The sequence below is a fragment of the Pseudoalteromonas sp. GCY genome, assembly GCF_016695175.1.
Taxonomy (GTDB): Bacteria; Pseudomonadota; Gammaproteobacteria; order Enterobacterales; family Alteromonadaceae; genus Pseudoalteromonas.
On record NZ_CP068023.1, the window covers coordinates 1,956,449 to 1,973,755 of the forward strand.

Below are 17,307 nucleotides of genomic sequence, written 5' to 3' on the forward strand. Positions count from 1 at the left end.
GTAATGGCAAGATAGTGGAAAGGCGGTTGTAACTTTATCTAAAGTATAAAAAAAACGCCTGAAAGTTCAGGCGTTTTGTGGTTTAACTTAAGGGATGTTATTAAGCTAATCCTTCATCTGTATCGACATGCTCATCTTTATGATGTTTCGCGATTTCATCTGAAAGTTCTTGCTTAGAACGCTTCTCTGACATCCGTCTTGCCATTAGCCAATAGAAGAACAGCGGCAAGAAGAATACTGCGAGGAAGGTAGCCGAGAGCATACCACCCATTACGCCTGTACCTACACTGTGTCTTGCTCCTGCGCCAGCTCCAGAACTCATAACCAGTGGAACTACGCCAAGTATGAAAGCAAGTGAAGTCATGATAATAGGTCTAAAACGCAGTCTTGCTGCTTCAAGGGCGGCAGTTGCTGGACTCCATCCTTCTTGATACTTCATTAGCGCGTACTCGACAATAAGAATGGCATTTTTACTGGCAAGGCCAAGTAGGGTAACCAAACCAATTTGGAAGTAAACGTCGTTGGTTAGCCCAGCGATCCAGATTGAAACCAACGCACCGAAAGTACCAAACGGGAGTGCCAACATAACCGAGAATGGCAATGACCAGCGCTCGTAAAGTGCTGCGAGGATCAAAAATACCATGATCACGGCCATACCGAGTGCAATACCGGTTGTGCCAGAGTTTTGCTTTTCTTGGAACGCGGAACCCGTCCACTCGTAAGTCATATCTGGTGGTAGCACTTTGTTGGCGATACGCTCAAACTCCGCGATAGCTTGACCTGAGCTGTAACCAGGTGCAGCTTCGCCCATTAACTTAACTGCAGATAAGTTATTGTAACGGTTCATGGTTTCCGGACCGCGACTATATTCAACATCCGTAAATGCAGAAATTGGTACCATTTCGCCACGATTGTTTTTCACATAAATGCGGCCAACATCTTCCGGTGTCATTCTAAACTCGGCTTCTGCGGACATAATCACTTGCCATGCACGACCAAACTTATTGAAGTCGTTGACGTAGTAATTACCTAAATTGGCTGCAAGTGCGTTAAACGCAGAATTGATATTAACCCCCATGGCACGCGCTTGTTCACGATCCATATGCACCTTTAGCTGCGGTGCATCAGGACGCCATAGCGTTTGAATGCCAGTAAGGATGGGGCTCTTCTGTGCCTCGGCCATGATCATCTGCATGCCTTGCTTCAATTTAGCGGGATCAGAGCCGCCTTTATTTTGCAAGAAGACTTCAAATCCGCCTGTTGTACCCAAGCCGAAAATTGGCGGTGGGTTAAACGCCAGCACTAATGCTTCGTTAATATGCGCGGTTTTCATAAATAGCTCACCAACAAGTTCCTTCGCCGACACATCGCGTTCATCCCAATGTGTTTGCGTCACGAACATAGTCGCCGCGCTGTTTTTGAAGCCACCACCGATGAAGTCCATCCCCGTAAACGCCACGACGTTTTCGTTAGCTGGGTTAGACTTTGCAGCAGCTATCACTTCATCGGCCACTTTAGCGGTGCGCTCTAATGAAGAGCCGTCAGGCAAGAACACCGCTATCATGTAGTAACCTTGGTCTTCGTCTGGTACCAAAGAGCTTGGTGTTTTTTGCCACAGGAATACCGTTGCACCAATCATCGCTACCATCAATGTTAGGCCTACAAAACCACGGCGAACCATAAAGCTAACCGCACCAACATAGCGTCCGGTTACACGATGGAACCAATCATTGAACCACAAGAAAAACTTGGCATCTTGTTTGTGCTCGTGCTTAAGCAGCAATACACAAAGTGCAGGCGTCATCGTCAGTGCAACCACACCGGATAAACTTACAGAGATGGAGATTGTGATCGCAAATTGGCGGAATAGTTCGCCTGTTAACCCACCTAGGAAAGCAATAGGTACAAACACCGAACACAATACCAATACAATCGCGACTACGGGGCCGCTTACTTCCTGCATCGCTTTAACTGCGGCTTCTCTAGCTTGCAAGCCTTGCTCATGCATAATACGTTCGACATTCTCAAGTACTACGATGGCGTCATCTACCACGATACCAATCGATAACACCATGCCGAACAGCGTAAGCGTGTTAATCGAGTAACCGAGCATATAGAGACCTGCAAATGTACCAAGTAACGAGACCGGAACTGCAAGCGTTGGAATTAGCGTTGCACGCCAGTTTTGCAAGAACAGGTAAACCACTAAGAATACCAAGATCATTGCTTCACCAAGCGTTTTTAACACCTCTCGAATTGAGACTTCTACAAAGCGTGTGGTGTCGTAAGAGTTAACGTGAGCGAGACCTGTAGGGAACTGAGGTTTGATCTGTTCAATTTCAGCTTCTACTGCTTTAGCCACGTCAAGCGCATTCGCGCCCGGTTGCAAGAATACACCGAGTAATACCGCTTCCTTACCGTTAATAGTACCTTGGAAGTTATAGTCTTTAGAACCAAGCTCTACGCGAGCAACATCCTTAAGGCGTAGTGTTGAGCCATCTGGGTTTGCACGAACGATGATATTTTCGAACTCTTCAGCCGTCGATAAACGTCCTTTCGCAGTGACACTATAAACTAGCGATTGCGCGTCTTGAGATGTCGGTGTTGCACCAATACTACCCGCTGCATACTGAGAGTTTTGTTCTCTAATTGCACCCGCAATATCGTCTGCTGTGACTTGCAGTTGACTCATAATATCCGGGCGCAACCAAATACGCATGGCATAGTCTTTAGCACCGAAGATCTGCACGTTAGTCGTACCAGGAATGCGTTTGACGCGGTCAAGGATATTCATGGTGACGTAGTTAGATGTCCAGAGACTTTCTCGAGTTCCATCTGGCGAATAGAACGCGTGTACTTGCAAGAAGTTAGAAGATGTCTTTTGAACCACAACGCCTTGGCGTCTAGTTTCTTCAGGGAGACGAGCTTCTACTTGCTTCACCCGGTTATTTACATCTACGGCAGCCTGATCAACATCCGTTCCAATCTCAAAAGTAACTGCGATCGTCGTTACGCCAGAGTTCGTACTAGTTGATGTCATGTACATCATGCCTTCAACACCGGTAATCGCGTTTTCGATAGGGGTTGCAACGGTTTGTTCTAATACATCCGCTGATGCACCAGGGTATACCGCACGTACCTCAACTTGAGGTGGTGCAATTTCGGGATACTGCGCAACAGGCAAACTGCGCATTGCGGCAAGCCCCGCAAGCACTATCACGATAGAGATAACAAAGGCAAAAATAGGCCTGTTTATGAAATATTTGGAGAACATCAGATTATTCTCCTTGCTCGCTCACAGACACTGGCATACCAGGGAAGAAGATCCTCGCCATACCTTCAACGATGACAGGTTGGCCTTCTTTTAAGCCTTCGCGAATAACCCACATATTCTCATTATTAAGCTTGACCCATTCACCAACTTTGACCGGCGCAGGTAGGGCTACGGTTGCGCCTTGTTCATTTTTGGTAGCAATGTACACAAATTTCCCCGTACCGTTGTCTAGTACTGCTCTTTGTGGAAGTACAACGGCATTATTGCGTACCGCACCAGAGAGCTTAACTCGAACAAACTGACCCGGTCTTAACTCGCCATTTTCATTAGGAATACGAGCTTGTAACTCACTGGTACCCGTGAAGCGGTTTACGCGAATGTCGCTAAAGTTTACTTTACCGACTTGCCCGTATAGTGAACCGTCTTGCAGAATAATCGTGGTATCAAACTCATTGTGTTCAGGTAATGACAGTGAACCATTTTCTACATCTTGGCGCATTGCTAGTTGCTCACGTTCAGAAAACCCGAAGCGTGCACGAATAGTGCTGATGTCGGTAAGTTCAGTTAATAGTACACTCGGACCAGAAACATAACTGCCTTCTGACATCAGTTCACGGCCCACAATACCCGAAACAGGTGCTTTAACTTTGGCATATTCAAGGTCTAGCTTAGCTTCATTTAATGCCACTTTTGCAGATTCCAAATTCGCAACTGCAATATCGTAGGTAGAGACTGAATTATCAAAGTCACGCTTTGATACCGAGCGCTCATTCTTAAGGCGCTCAAGCCTTTCACTTTCACGCTTAGTTTGTTCAACGTTTGCTTTCGCTGCCTGGAGTGCTGCTTGCGCTTTATCTACAGCCAATTCAAATGGCTTAACCTCAATGGTAAATAGTGAATGACCAGCTCTCACAAACTGGCCCGCCTCAAAGTTGTGAGATTCGATGATCCCAGAAACTCGAGAGCGAATTTCTACTTCCTTATCACCCGCAAGGGTTGCTGGCAGTTCGATATCGAATGGCACTGATTGAGTAGTAACTTGTTGTACACTCACTTGTGCAGGCGGCATTGCATGGCCCCCTTGCTGTGGTGCTTCTGAACACGCTGACAAAGTGCCTAACGTGAGCATTAAAAAAGATAGGTGTTTAACACGACTGCGTATTGATGCTGGATACATGAACACTCCAATTCCTATATTATCATTTTATGCTGCCCCGACTTTAACGGGGAACTACCTTGTAATTTGCCTTTAATAACGCACACTTGACTGGATGCAATCAGACAAGTGACTTCATTTCATACCTTAACCACACCAAAGTAAAGGCAATTTGTTCGACAATCAAACAAGTAAACGGTAGTGTATACTCAAAGAAATAAAAGGTAAACGGTTGCGTGTACTTTTATTCAATTTAGGTATACGATCATGTGTACTTTTTATTAACGACTTTATTGATTAAAATAAAGGGAATGTTGATTTATTACGAAGAAGGCTTATCTCTATATAGAGAGGTGGTTCTTGGTATACAGCTGACCATGTGAGTAGCAGCTATCGATGGCTCGCTTTTCCCACTATTAATTAAAGACAGAATAGGTAAATGACGCAACTTTCACCAAAACAGCAGTCAATTTTATGTGCAGCGATAGAAGAGTTCGCTCAAAAAGGCTTGCAGGCGACGACGATGGAGTCGATCAGTCAATCAGCGGAAGTATCAAAGCGCACGTTATACAAGCATTACTCGACCAAAGACGAGCTCTTTGATGCCGTTGTTGAGCTGTTAATTGAGCGGATTAAGCCGATAACTGCGATACAGTTTATCCCAAACTATGACTTTTCAGTGCAATTGCAACATCTTGCGAAAAGCGCAATGACCTTGTTGAATGACGAGGATTATATGCGTTTGTCGCGTATTGTGATGATTGAATCGATGCGCAGCTTTGAGCAAGCTCAGAATTTAAATGAAAAGTTTAGTCATTGTGAGGCCGCGATGATCCAATGGTTCGAAGATGCGGCGAATTCAGGGTGTCTTGGCAGTTTTGATGCGGACTTTGCCGCAGCGTACTTCTGGGGTGCACTGAAAAAGCTAGGCTATTGGGAACGTGCGATAAAATGGCAAGCTCCGCTTCCAGAAGCAGAGCTTGATATATTAGTTGAAAAGGCGGTCGCGCTATTTTGTAATGGTGTTACTCAACCCCAATAAATCCACCGGTTTGATGCGACCAAAGTTTGGCGTAAATACCACCTAAGGCTAGCAAGGATTGATGGCTTCCTTCTTCTACTATCCGACCTTCATCCATTACGATTAATCTGTCCATTTGTGCAATCGTGGATAATCTATGGGCAATTGCAATAACGGTTTTACCTTCCATCAGTGCATCTAAGCTCTCTTGGATAGCTTGCTCAACCTCAGAATCCAGAGCCGATGTGGCTTCGTCTAAAATTAAAATTGGCGCATTTTTTAGTAATACACGGGCAATGGCGATACGTTGGCGTTGGCCACCTGATAGTTTCACACCGCGTTCACCTACTTGTGCGTCAAAGCCGGTATTACCGTGACTGTCTTCTAAGTCTTGGATAAAATCGTAAGCCTGTGCTTCTTTTGTTGCAGCAATTAGCTCGTCTTCTGACGCATCAGGGCGACCATAAAGGATATTGTCGCGTACGCTGCGATGGAGCAAAGAAGTATCTTGCGTCACCATGGCGATATGACGTCGTAAGCTTTCCTGTTGGACCTTAGCAATATTTTGGCCATCAATTTCGATGCTACCACCGTCAGTGTCGTAGAATCTCAACAGTAAGTTCACTAAGGTCGACTTGCCCGCACCTGAGCGGCCAACCACACCAATTTTTTCACCGGGTTTAATATGTAGGTTCAGGTTGTCGATGACGTTATGTTGTCTCGCTGCATCTTTACGCTTATAAGCGAAGGTAGTGTTACAAAAGTCGATTTTTCCGGCTTTAAAATCTAACTGCGGCGCTGTTTGTTGATCAACAATATCAAGTGGTCTAGAGAGCGTGTTCATGCCGTCTGCAACCGTACCAATATTTTCGAATAGGCCGCTAATTTCCCACATTATCCACTGCGCCATACCATTTAATCGTAAGGCTAAACCTACTGTAATTGCGATTGCACCAGCGGTTATCGCGTTAAAAGACCATAAATAGATGGAAAGTGCCGCGACGGAAAATACCAAAAGATAATTTAAGGCTTGAATACTAACGTTTAAGCTAGTTGCTAAGCGCATTTGCTTATATACAGGTTGAATAAACACATCCATGCTATCTTTGGCATATTCTTCTTCTCGTTTGGTATAAGAGAAAAGCTTAACGGTTGAAATATTGGTGTAGCTATCAACGATCCTTCCCGTCATTTCTGAGCGAGCGTCAGCCTGCTCACTAGAAACACGTTTTAATTTAGGAACAAAATAGAATTGGAAACAGATATAGCAGCCAAGCCAAACAAGCAGCGGGATCATCAAACGTATATCGCTGCTTGCAACAAGTGCAAGCATCGCGGTGAAGTACACTAAAATATAAATCAGCACATCGAGTAGTTTCATGACTGATTCGCGCACGGCTAGGGCAGTTTGCATCACTTTAGTTGCGATACGTCCAGCAAACTCGTCTTGATAGAATGTCATAGACTGCTTTAGCAAGTAGCGGTGTGCCTGCCAGCGAATAGCCATTGGGTAATTACCCAATAAACTCTGATGTAAAATGGCGCTGTGAAAAAATACCAATAGTGGTAACGCAACCAAAGTGATCAATGACATTCTGATCAATTCAGCGCGTTTCGCGTCAAAGAGAGTCTCAGGCGTATAGGTCGACAGCCAATCAACTAAATCGCCCATAAAGCCGAATAACGTCACCTCCAATATTGCTAGAATGGCGGCACTTAGCGACATAAATAACAGTGGTAGTTCCATCCCCTTGGTATAAAAACGACAAAATGCGAGTAAACCGGTAGGTGGTTGACCCACTTCTTGTTCAGGAAAGGGGGTGGTAAAGCGTTCAAAAACTCGATACATACATAATCCCTAAATTTGTTCAGAAGCTAGTCTACCTTGATAGTATGAAATGCGCGAGTCACAGATTGGTGCTTAATTTGCACGAATTATTATAGCTGTTTTTGGTTGAGTAGTTTTTGTGTAATGAGCTCACCAGTGACAGCATCATAGCTACTCAAAGTCAGTGGCGTAGAATAGTGCTTTAAATAGACCTGATCATTTGGTTGTTCTACTGTAATTTTATCGATTGGGACGAGTTTTTTACCTTCATCGACAAAAAATGACAGCTCTAGATAGCATGGAAAAACCTTTTTACATACACCGAGTGATTGTTGTTGTAGATCAAACGTTGAAGAGAGCCAACTTGGCCTATTATTGATTTTAGTGGTTTTGGGCCAAGTTACAGAAAGATCAAACCTTTGCGGATCTGAAGAGTAGTGCTGAGATTGGCTTGCTACTCGTGCAAGGAGCAAAGGGGTATTACCACTTACTGATTGAACCTCAGATAAGCGAACCTGATCAACGGTGAGTGGATTAATTTTCAATGTTTGCTTGAGTTTACTCGCCAGTTGGTTTTGCTCATCTAGTTGAGAAAATCCTAGGTGAACGAGTAATTTTGCATCACGATTGTTATCAAATACCTTTTCTTTTAAGTGTTCAGCCGCGGCTTTGGCTCTACCTTGTTGTGAGTCGTGATCATAACTAATAATCTCATAGCCAAGCGATTTGGCTTCAAATATCAAGCTAGCGTAAGTCGCCTCCATGGTGTAGATCCCATGTTCGTATGTTGTAAAGCCATGTTTATTTATTTGCTGCTCAACATTTACCTGTGGGATAAGTGCTTCTAATGCAAGATAGCGATAGCCTTGTTCATATAAAGGCTTCAACAGGGAAATCGTTAGCGCTCGGTGTTTAGCATTATGATACGCCTCGTTTACCATAGTGATACGGGTGTAAGCAGCCTTCTGTTCTATGATCTCTAGCGCAGGAACTAGCCGATAATCGTTTAACAACATATCTGGATTGATCACTCCAGAGGTGAGTTTTTCTGCTTCAAAATAATTGCCGACGATAGAATGGTAGGTTGCTGCATATTGAATGTTTGCTGAGCTGCTATCTAAATGCCCTTTGACTGGAATTTGGCTTTCAAGTGACTGTGTGTTTTCAAACACACGTTTATCTGAGTTAACACCAAAGATTAAAGAAGCTGGGTTAGCGCTTGAATTTGATAATGCTGGTACTGCTATCAAAGAACATGCGCAAAAAATAACGGTTTTTCCATATTGTTGAAGTAACACCTAAATCCACTCCTTGCGGGTTTATTACGATTATATTAATAGCATAAAAGCACGGAGGGCTGAATCGAATAAAAGCAAAATTTTTACAAGTATTTTATATTTGAATTATTTACAGGGGAGAGAGATGTGGAAGCAAATAAAAAGGCCAGTAGCTAAGTAACTGCTGGCCCTTGATATGATTATTCTTCTTTGCCGTATGTTTTACGAAGAATATAAACATAGGCATTGATAAAAGCTTGCTCTTGAAACTTTTTCAATCCAGTGTCTTCATAGTCAACAGGAATTGGGTTTCTTTTTAATTGCTCTTTAACTTCAGTGCCAGATAGTAACTGCACGTCCACACCTGAAATTAACTGGATTGCAGCTTCCATTTTAAAACCAGCCGCACTACCTGCGAATTTACCTTTGTGTGGGCGCTGACGAATGGCGATAGAATCTACGCCGTAATCTTCTACTAGTTTTGCAAAGTCGAATTGGAACTTGCGCATTTCATCAAGTTCTGTCCCTTGGTTACTTAACGTAAAGCGGCGCTGACGAATGTCTCTGATATCAAAAACATCATCTTCTTTCGTTAGCATACAAAGCAGAGCTTCGCTGCCTGAAATTTCAACCCCAAGTGTTCTCATTTTCGTGTCCAGATTATGCAAAAATTGAATTATCTCACAGTGTTATTTCTATTGCTATCGCTGCATGGTCAGAATAGCAAATATCTTCGTCAATACGCTTCGGATCTAGGTGAGCATCGTAACTGTAGTAATGTAACGACTTCACCCTAGGCATTTCTCGGTTGGGATTGAATTCTTTTGAACAAAGGATGTAATCAAGTACATTACCTTCACCTTGATAGTAATGACTGGCTGGTTTTTCTTTGTGGTTGTTGTCGGCGTAAAGAAAACTGTCGAACAACCCGACACTATCAAAGCCATTACTAGCAAGGACGGGTGGAAAGGCTTGCGTCATAAAAGATAGTGCGGGGCTGTCTAATGCATCATTGAAATCGCCCATCACCAATGTTGCAGCTTGTTTCTCCCTTTGTGTCTTTAATGCATCGTAATAAATGATGGAAGCTTCGAGTGAACGTGAGATCTGCGACTGCATCGTACCTACGGTTTCGTGAAGTAATGTAAGTAGCGGGTCATCTTGATTGGAATCACCCAACATGTGGGCCATTGAATGCACGCGTTGAGACTTAAAGTGGACGGCATAACACGCGAGTAACCCGAAGCCTGGAATGTCGAACTTACATTTTATCGGGGTGCGATTGAATTTAAATTGATGTTGATTATTAAGGTATTCGAGTAATTCGGGGCAGGGCTCTAACGGCGCAAAGGATTTAAATGGTAGTTTTGATGCGATAGCGACCACGGGTTTAAACAGTACCGATGGGTATACGTGATCAGGACTTGGCGCATCTACAGTGGCAAAGTGGACAAGACCCAAGTCTTCGCACAGCATCTGTAAGCTATCAGGAGAGAAGACCTCTTGAAACACAATGACATCGGGGTTTATATGCTGAATGAGTCCCGTGATGAACTGAGTTTTGGTTTGCCACTGTGTTTCATTATAGTGCTCATGAAGTTGATAAAAAGAATAAGGCGGCGCTGCAAAATTTAGTAGATTAAAGGTTGCAAACCGATAACGCTTTTTGGCCACGAATAATCCCAAAATAGTTTTTGTAAGTTAATAGATTAATTTTAGCTCTAGGCTTGCACTTAGCCAAGTAACACGCGAGAATAGTGGTTCTTATTCGAAAGTCCTCGGATGAGCCGCGATAATTCGCGCAAGACAATGCTTATTCGTAAAAGCGTTGATAGGCACACTTTAAAATTAATTAAATACATGTGATGCATTGTAGGTGTCACCACTGTAAATAGGATTTATCATGCCAGTTATTACTCTCCCTGACGGCAGTCAGCGTATTTTTGAAAACCCTGTCACTACCCTAGAAGTCGCTCAAGACATCGGTCCAGGCCTTGCGAAAGCAACGATTGCTGGTCGTGTAAATGGCGTTCGTGTTGATGCTTGTGACCTCATTGAAAATGACTCAGCGCTTGAAATCATCACCGCCAAAGACGACGACGGTCTTGAGATTATTCGTCACTCGTGTGCGCACTTGATTGGTCATGCAGTAAAACAGTTGTTCCCAGAAGCTAAGATGGCGATTGGTCCTACCATCGACAACGGTTTCTATTACGATGTTGACCTAGAGCATTCGCTTACTCAAGAAGACCTTGAAGCGATTGAAAAGCGTATGTTGGAGTTGGCTAAAACCGACTACGACGTAGTAAAGAAAAAGGTGAGCTGGCAAGAGGCGCGCGATGCATTTGCAGCACGCGGTGAAACCTATAAGATGGAAATCCTAGACGAGAATATCGCGAAAGATGACCGCCCTGGTTTATATCACCACGAAGAATATGTTGATATGTGTCGTGGTCCGCACGTTCCAAATATGAAGTTCTGCCACCACTTCAAGATTATGAAAGTGGCAGGTGCATACTGGCGCGGCAACTCAGAAAACAAGATGTTACAGCGTATCTACGGTACAGCTTGGGCTGACAAGAAGCAGCTAAAGGCGTATCTTAAGCGTTTAGAAGAAGCTGAAAAGCGCGATCACCGTAAAATTGGTAAAGCACTCGACCTGTGGCACTGGCAAGAAGAAGCGCCAGGCATGGTGTTTTGGCATAATGATGGCTGGAGCATTTATCGCGAGCTTGAAGATTTTGTTCGTGAAAAACTACGCGAATATCAATACGAAGAAGTAAAAGGTCCGTTAATGATGGACCGTGGCTTGTGGGAAAAATCAGGCCACTGGGACAAGTATTCAGATGCTATGTTCACGACTGAGTCAGAGAAACGTGAGTATGCTATTAAGCCGATGAACTGCCCAGGTCACGTGCAGATCTTTAACCAAGGTCTAAAGTCGTACCGTGATTTACCACTACGTATGGCTGAATTTGGCTGTTGTCACCGTAATGAACCATCAGGTGCACTACATGGCTTGATGCGCGTTCGTGGCTTTACTCAAGATGATGCGCATATCTTCTGTACAGAAGAGCAAATCATGGATGAAGTATCTGCCTGTATCAAAATGGTATATGATACATACTCGACATTTGGCTTTGAAAAGATTGTTGTAAAACTTTCGACTCGTCCAGAAAAGCGCATTGGTGAAGACGAAATGTGGGACAAAGCGGAAGCTGCATTAGCTGAAGCGTTAAAAGTTAACAACATCGAGTTTGAATATCTGCCGGGTGAAGGGGCGTTTTATGGTCCTAAGATCGAATTCACGCTGTATGACTGTTTAGAGCGTGCGTGGCAATGTGGTACAGTGCAATTAGACTTCGCACTACCAGGTCGTTTAGGTGCAACTTATGTTGCGGAAAGTAACGAGCGTAAAACACCAGTTATGATCCACCGCGCGATTCTGGGTTCACTAGAGCGCTTTATTGGAATTCTAACGGAAGAATATGCTGGTCAGTTCCCAACTTGGCTTGCGCCTAAACAAGTTGTGATCATGAATATCACGGATAAACAGGCGGATTATGTCCACGAAGTTGTACAAAAGTTGAATAAACTTGGAATAAGAGCTTGTGCCGACTTGAGAAATGAGAAGATTGGTTTTAAAATCCGCGAGCATACTTTAAAACGTATACCTTATTTACTAGTGGTGGGTGACAAAGAAGTCGAGCAACAAGAAGTTGCAGTAAGAACCCGTACTGGTGAAGATTTAGGTAAATTATCGATTGATGATTTCATCGTTAAAGTTAGCGAAGAGATTAAAAATCGACTATAAATATAAACTTGCGTGTACTTTACTTTTTCTGGTGCACGCATTTACTTTTGAATTTTTTGGAGGAACGTACCATTAGAGGCGGCAAAAAAGGGCAAAATAACGCTCAGAAAAATCGTATTAACGAAGAGATTACAGCGAAAGAGGTTCGCTTAATTGACGCTGAAGGCGAGCAAGCTGGCATTGTCTCAACAAGAGACGCACAAAACATGGCGGACGAAGCAGGTCTAGATCTAGTTGAGATCAGTCCAAACGCTGAACCACCGGTTTGTAAAGTGATGGACTACGGTAAGTTCCTTTTTGAAAAAGCAAAAATCCAAAAAGAACAAAAGAAAAAGCAAAAGCAAATTCAGGTTAAGGAAGTTAAATTCCGTCCTGGAACAGATGTTGGTGATTACCAAGTCAAGCTACGTAGCCTTCGCAAGTTTCTTGAGGGTGGTGACAAAGCTAAAGTCACAATTCGCTTCCGTGGTCGTGAAATGGCGCACCAAGAGATTGGTATTGATCTACTAGAACGTATCAAGACTGAATTGGAAGATATCGCATCAGTTGAGTCTTTCCCGAAAAAAGTAGAAGGTCGTCAGATGATAATGATGATGGCGCCTATTGCTAAAAAGTCTTAATCTCGGCATAATACGCATCGAATTTAACGCAGGTTTCAAGTGCTAACGCCACCTGCGTTATCCGGTTTTAAAGTAAGGTATTGATCCTTCACCGGTTTTAGGTAGTAAGTTAGGCCTACAAGTGAGTTTATCTCCGCCTACTTACATTGTGTTAAAGCAATATCATTCGGAGTTATTGCAAATGGCTTATAAGCTAAAATCACACAGAGGTGCTGCTAAGCGCTTCAAAAAGACTGCTTCTGGCGGTTACAAGCGTAAACAGTCGCATCTTCGTCACATTCTGACTAAGAAATCTTCAAAGCGTAAATTACACCTTCGTGCTAAGTCTATGGTTCATAAGAATGACCTAGGCCTAATCGATCGTATGTTACCATTCGCTTAATAGAGGATATCAGAAATGGCAAGAGTTAAACGCGGCGTAGTTGCACGTGCACGTCACAAAAAAGTATTAAAGCAAGCTAAAGGTTACTATGGAGCGCGTTCACGCGTTTACCGCGTAGCTTTCCAAGCGGTAACTAAAGCTGGTCAATATGCTTACCGTGACCGTCGTGCTAAGAAACGTACTTTCCGTCAACTATGGATTGCTCGTATCAACGCAGCTGCACGTCAAAATGGTCTTTCTTACAGCCGTTTCATCAATGGCCTTAAAAAGTCATCGATTGAAATCGATCGTAAGATCCTAGCTGATATCGCAGTATACGACCAAGTAGCTTTCGCAGCACTAGTTGCTAAAGCAAAAGACGGTCTAGCTGCTTAATAAGCAGAACTAGAATTAGTCTTAGGACTAAACCTGGTATTGAAAAGGAGCCTTAGGCTCCTTTTTTAGTTTTATATTCGTTATCATCGCTAACGTTAGCGGTTTTTTATTAAAATTTTATCCAGCATCTTACTGCTCAATATTCGTTTTAAGTATCCCATCAAATAGGTCGGAAACGTAACGTAATATCTCGGCTTTGCAGTCTTCGCACTCAGTGCGTGTTGCAGCACTTTATAAACAGCTTCTGGTCCTAAGGTAAATTTTTGCGGTGCTTCTTCTGAGCCCAAGCGGTTAAGCTGCGCCTGATACGCTTTGTGATGTACACTATTTTCGTGATCGATATTCGCTAAAAAGGCGTGCTTCGCGTTTTCTCTAAATTTAGACACGATTGGACCTGGCTCTATTAGGCTAACTTGAATATTGCTACCTGAAAGCTCCATGCGTAGGGTGTCGGTAAGTCCTTCAAGTGCAAATTTGCTCGCGTTATAAGCGCCACGATATGGCAGAGCGACTAATCCAAGTACGGATGAGTTATGAATAATGCGGCCTGCGCCTTGCTTACGCATTTGCTCAACTGCGAGACAAGTGAGTGTGTGCCAGCCAAAAAAATTAACTTCAAATTGTTGCCGTAACACCTCTGTAGGCAAGTCTTCTACCGCACCAGGTTGACCGTAGGCGCCGTTATTGAATAACGCGTCTAGCTGACCATTTGCGATTGTCAAAGCTTGGTTAAAACCATCATTTATACTTTGCTCGCACGCTAAATCGAGCAAAATACATTGAATGTCTGTGCCTTCAAATTTATTCAGGTCTTTTGCATTTCTAACTGAAGCAATAACTTGATATCCTGCTTTTGACAATTGCACAGCGCAGTAATAACCAATCCCGCTAGAACAACCTGTGATTAAAATTGATTTTTGTATGCTCATTTGATCCCTAAAGTTATGGTTATCTGCGATTAACTGCAAATTTTTGTTGAATCACCGCACATTGTAAGCCGATATCTAAAATATTGATATAATTGGCAGATAAAAGCAGAGGAATAGAGAAATATGATGAGTTCCAGCATTATTATGCTTACTGCAATGCTAGGTATGAACGGTCATTTACCACCTTTGATAGAGTGGCAGGGCAAAAGTGAACAACTATTACAACAACAGGGCCCATTAACGACTGATTTTGAACTAAGTGGTGCGATAGATTCTCCTAATTACGCAGATACGATGGCATTTGTTGACCGCCTAGTGGCTGCCAATCCGACCCAATTTAAGTTAGAGACGATCGGATTTAGCAATAGTAATCGCGCGATTAAGATGATTGTTGCAACGGAGCAGGGCGGTGACAAATCAAATGTTATTAACAATGGTAAGCCAACTATTTTAGTACAGGCAGGTATTCATGCCGGGGAAATTGACGGCAAAGATGCGATGTTTATGTTGCTTCGCGATGTTGCAACCGGTAAGCGCCGTGACATCTTGACGAAAGTGAATTTACTCTTTATCCCTATTCTCAACGTCGATGGGCATGAAAGGCGCAGTGAGTTTAACCGTATAAATCAACGCGGCCCGACTGTTATGGGCTTTAGAACTAATGCCAATAATTTAAATCTCAATCGTGATTACACTAAATTGGACACGCCGGGAGTTAAGGCGGTCATGCAGGTGATTAACGAATATAATCCGGATCTGTACATCGATGTTCATGTAACGGATGGTGCAGACTACCAATACGATGTCACTTATGGTTTTAACCCAACTTTTGCAAGTGAGTCTCCGGCGATAGCTGAGGTGTTAGAGAATCAGATTTCGCCACAAATTAATGCAGCGCTTGCTGCCCAAGGACATATTCCTGGTCCGCTAGTGTTTGTGATGGATAAGCGAGACTTTAAAAAGGGATTGGCTGGCTGGGTGGCAACGCCACGATTTTCAAATGGTTGGGGGGATTTAAAAGGACTGCCGACCATACTGGTAGAAAATCACTCTTTGAAACCCTATAAGCAGCGCGTGCTAGGCACTTATGTGTTTATGGATGGTGTTATCAGTGGCCTTTCAAGCAATATTCAGGCACTACGAGAAGCGGTTCAAAAAGAGGCTGAATTCACACCTAAACAATTGGTAGTTGAACGCAGCTATGCAAAAGAGCCTGACTACATTCAATTTAAAGGCATCCAATACAAGCAGTTTGAAAGTGCATTGTCTGGTCATTTGGAAGCAAAGTACTTAGGCGAGCCACAAGACTATGAGAAGCTGCCAATTTATTGGCAGAAGGAAGTAAAAACAACGGTGAATGTTCCTGAGCAGTTTTACATTCCACCGGCATACCCAGAAGTGATCGAAAAATTAAAACTACATGGAATAACCGTTTCTAAACTACCTGATGGAACGGTAGTGGAAAAGGTAAGTCAAGCTACAGTAAAAGACTACAAGTTCGATACAGCTCCTTTTGAAGGACGCTTTAGAGTGAATGCGACTTTTGACATTAAGGAGCTTTCAGACAAGGTCGATCTCAGTGGGTGGTATAAAGTAGCAACGGCGCAAAAATCTGGAGAACTGGTGACTCACTTACTACATCCAGAGGCGCCTGACTCATTTTTTGCTTGGGGGGATTTCAATACTATTTTCCAACGTACAGAATATGTTGAAAATTATGCACTTGAACCTTTTGCGCGAAAAATGCTAAAACAAAATCCAGCTATGGCATTAGCCTTTGATAAAAAAATACGTGAAGACAAGCAGTTTGCAAACGATCCAAAAGCGAGGATGGAGTGGCTTTATGCAAGAACTCCGTTTTATGATAATGCGTATCTTAAATATCCTGTTTTGATGTCGTTTGGAGCAAACTAACCATGCTAGTGTTCACCATTCCAGTTACCCCGTTTATGCAAAATTGTCGGGTTATTGTGTGCCCAGAAACACAAGCCGCTGCAATTGTAGACCCAGGTGGTGAAGCGGAAAAAATTATTGCGCAGTTGAACGCACGGGGATTAGTGCCAAGCATGATTTTGCTTACCCATGCGCACCTTGATCATGTGGGGGCAAGTACAGTATTAAGTGAACATTTTAACATCGAGATTATTGGGCCTCATCAGGGCGATCAATTTTGGTTGGAAGCCTTGCCAATGCAATCACAGATGTTTGGTTTTCCTAATCATGCAGCTTTTTTACCATCAAAGTGGTTAAATGATGGTGATGAGGTTAAAGTGGGAAACCTAATACTCGAAGTCAGACATTGTCCAGGGCATACTCCGGGGCACGTGGTATTTTATGAACCAAACTCAAAACAGGTCTTAGTAGGAGATGTGTTGTTTAAAGGCTCTGTTGGTCGTACTGACTTTCCAAAAGGCGATGCGGCTCAACTAAAACAGTCTATTGAAGATAAGCTGTTTACTTTGCCTGATGAAGTCGTGGTACATTCGGGCCATGGTGAAAACACCTCAATTGGCTTAGAAAAGGCGACAAATCCTTTTATGAGTGGCCGATTTGGTTAAAATAGTGGAAGTGGCATAGCGGTTTGTACCTTTTATATTTGCTATGCTTCAGGGAATAACAATCAGCATCGGT

Annotated in this window: 14 protein-coding genes; 7 read left to right on the forward strand and 7 right to left on the reverse strand. The window is 43.3% G+C overall.

Going from position 1 to position 17,307, the window contains the following annotated elements:
- Positions 1-100: 100 nt before the first annotated feature.
- Positions 101-3,274 (reverse strand): efflux RND transporter permease subunit, encoded by a 3,174-nt coding sequence (locus JJQ94_RS13920; protein ID WP_010604876.1) that lies wholly within the window; start codon positions 3,272-3,274, stop codon positions 101-103.
- Between the two features lie 4 nt (positions 3,275-3,278).
- Positions 3,279-4,451: an efflux RND transporter periplasmic adaptor subunit gene (locus JJQ94_RS13925; RefSeq protein WP_099029608.1), complete on the reverse strand. Its 1,173-nt coding sequence runs from the start codon at positions 4,449-4,451 to the stop codon at positions 3,279-3,281.
- Between the two features lie 418 nt (positions 4,452-4,869).
- Here JJQ94_RS13925 and JJQ94_RS13930 point away from each other — a divergent pair, with 418 nt between their 5' ends.
- Complete coding sequence (locus JJQ94_RS13930) at positions 4,870-5,472, forward strand: TetR/AcrR family transcriptional regulator (protein WP_017217296.1); 603 nt, start codon at positions 4,870-4,872, stop codon at positions 5,470-5,472.
- Here JJQ94_RS13930 and JJQ94_RS13935 read toward each other — a convergent pair.
- From JJQ94_RS13935 to JJQ94_RS13950, 4 genes are all read right to left on the reverse strand, one after another.
- Positions 5,456-7,300 (reverse strand): ABC transporter ATP-binding protein, encoded by a 1,845-nt coding sequence (locus JJQ94_RS13935; RefSeq protein WP_099029607.1) that lies wholly within the window; start codon positions 7,298-7,300, stop codon positions 5,456-5,458. The two genes, JJQ94_RS13930 and JJQ94_RS13935, sit on opposite strands and share 17 nt — an antisense overlap.
- Before the next feature lie 89 nt (positions 7,301-7,389).
- Complete coding sequence (locus JJQ94_RS13940; RefSeq protein WP_099029606.1) at positions 7,390-8,577, reverse strand: hypothetical protein; 1,188 nt, start codon at positions 8,575-8,577, stop codon at positions 7,390-7,392.
- A gap of 179 nt (positions 8,578-8,756) precedes the next feature.
- A complete protein-coding gene (locus JJQ94_RS13945; protein WP_010604871.1) occupies positions 8,757-9,203 on the reverse strand; it encodes a DUF3010 family protein in 447 nt (148 codons plus the stop codon).
- Positions 9,204-9,237: 34 nt separating this feature from the next.
- On the reverse strand, positions 9,238-10,230 hold the full coding sequence (locus JJQ94_RS13950) for an endonuclease/exonuclease/phosphatase family protein (protein WP_099029605.1): 993 nt from the start codon (positions 10,228-10,230) through the stop codon (positions 9,238-9,240).
- 229 nt (positions 10,231-10,459) lie between these two features.
- Here JJQ94_RS13950 and thrS point away from each other — a divergent pair, with 229 nt between their 5' ends.
- From thrS to rplT, 4 genes are all read left to right on the forward strand, one after another.
- Positions 10,460-12,370, forward strand: coding sequence for a threonine--tRNA ligase (gene thrS, locus JJQ94_RS13955; protein WP_017217299.1), 1,911 nt, complete (start codon positions 10,460-10,462; stop codon positions 12,368-12,370).
- A 56-nt stretch (positions 12,371-12,426) separates the two neighbouring features.
- A complete protein-coding gene (gene infC / locus JJQ94_RS13960; RefSeq protein WP_017217300.1) occupies positions 12,427-12,990 on the forward strand; it encodes a translation initiation factor IF-3 in 564 nt (187 codons plus the stop codon).
- A 181-nt stretch (positions 12,991-13,171) separates the two neighbouring features.
- Positions 13,172-13,372 (forward strand): 50S ribosomal protein L35, encoded by a 201-nt coding sequence (gene rpmI, locus JJQ94_RS13965; protein ID WP_010604868.1) that lies wholly within the window; start codon positions 13,172-13,174, stop codon positions 13,370-13,372.
- A 15-nt stretch (positions 13,373-13,387) separates the two neighbouring features.
- Positions 13,388-13,747 (forward strand): 50S ribosomal protein L20, encoded by a 360-nt coding sequence (gene rplT, locus JJQ94_RS13970; RefSeq protein WP_010376973.1) that lies wholly within the window; start codon positions 13,388-13,390, stop codon positions 13,745-13,747.
- A 95-nt stretch (positions 13,748-13,842) separates the two neighbouring features.
- Here rplT and JJQ94_RS13975 read toward each other — a convergent pair whose 3' ends face one another.
- Complete coding sequence (locus JJQ94_RS13975) at positions 13,843-14,676, reverse strand: SDR family oxidoreductase (RefSeq protein WP_099029604.1); 834 nt, start codon at positions 14,674-14,676, stop codon at positions 13,843-13,845.
- Between the two features lie 123 nt (positions 14,677-14,799).
- Between JJQ94_RS13975 and JJQ94_RS13980 the strand changes: the two genes are divergently transcribed.
- Both JJQ94_RS13980 and JJQ94_RS13985 read left to right on the forward strand, forming a co-directional pair.
- Complete coding sequence (locus tag JJQ94_RS13980; protein ID WP_099029603.1) at positions 14,800-16,590, forward strand: M14 family metallopeptidase; 1,791 nt, start codon at positions 14,800-14,802, stop codon at positions 16,588-16,590.
- Between the two features lie 2 nt (positions 16,591-16,592).
- Positions 16,593-17,234, forward strand: a complete 642-nt coding sequence (locus JJQ94_RS13985) for an MBL fold metallo-hydrolase (protein ID WP_099029602.1) — start codon at positions 16,593-16,595, stop codon at positions 17,232-17,234.
- Positions 17,235-17,307 lie beyond the last annotated feature (73 nt).

Bases quoted from the DNA above. Each gene is read 5' to 3' on its own strand.
- JJQ94_RS13920 (WP_010604876.1), bottom strand. From the start codon at position 3,274: ATGTTCTCCAAATATTTCATAAACAGGCCTATTTTTGCCTTTGTTATC.
- JJQ94_RS13925 (WP_099029608.1), bottom strand. From the start codon at position 4,451: ATGTATCCAGCATCAATACGCAGTCGTGTTAAACACCTATCTTTTTTA.
- JJQ94_RS13930 (WP_017217296.1), top strand. From the start codon at position 4,870: ATGACGCAACTTTCACCAAAACAGCAGTCAATTTTATGTGCAGCGATA.
- JJQ94_RS13935 (WP_099029607.1), bottom strand. From the start codon at position 7,300: ATGTATCGAGTTTTTGAACGCTTTACCACCCCCTTTCCTGAACAAGAA.
- JJQ94_RS13945 (WP_010604871.1), bottom strand. From the start codon at position 9,203: ATGAGAACACTTGGGGTTGAAATTTCAGGCAGCGAAGCTCTGCTTTGT.
- thrS (WP_017217299.1), top strand. From the start codon at position 10,460: ATGCCAGTTATTACTCTCCCTGACGGCAGTCAGCGTATTTTTGAAAAC.
- rpmI (WP_010604868.1), top strand. From the start codon at position 13,172: ATGGCTTATAAGCTAAAATCACACAGAGGTGCTGCTAAGCGCTTCAAA.
- rplT (WP_010376973.1), top strand. From the start codon at position 13,388: ATGGCAAGAGTTAAACGCGGCGTAGTTGCACGTGCACGTCACAAAAAA.
- JJQ94_RS13975 (WP_099029604.1), bottom strand. From the start codon at position 14,676: ATGAGCATACAAAAATCAATTTTAATCACAGGTTGTTCTAGCGGGATT.
- JJQ94_RS13980 (WP_099029603.1), top strand. From the start codon at position 14,800: ATGATGAGTTCCAGCATTATTATGCTTACTGCAATGCTAGGTATGAAC.
- JJQ94_RS13985 (WP_099029602.1), top strand. From the start codon at position 16,593: ATGCTAGTGTTCACCATTCCAGTTACCCCGTTTATGCAAAATTGTCGG.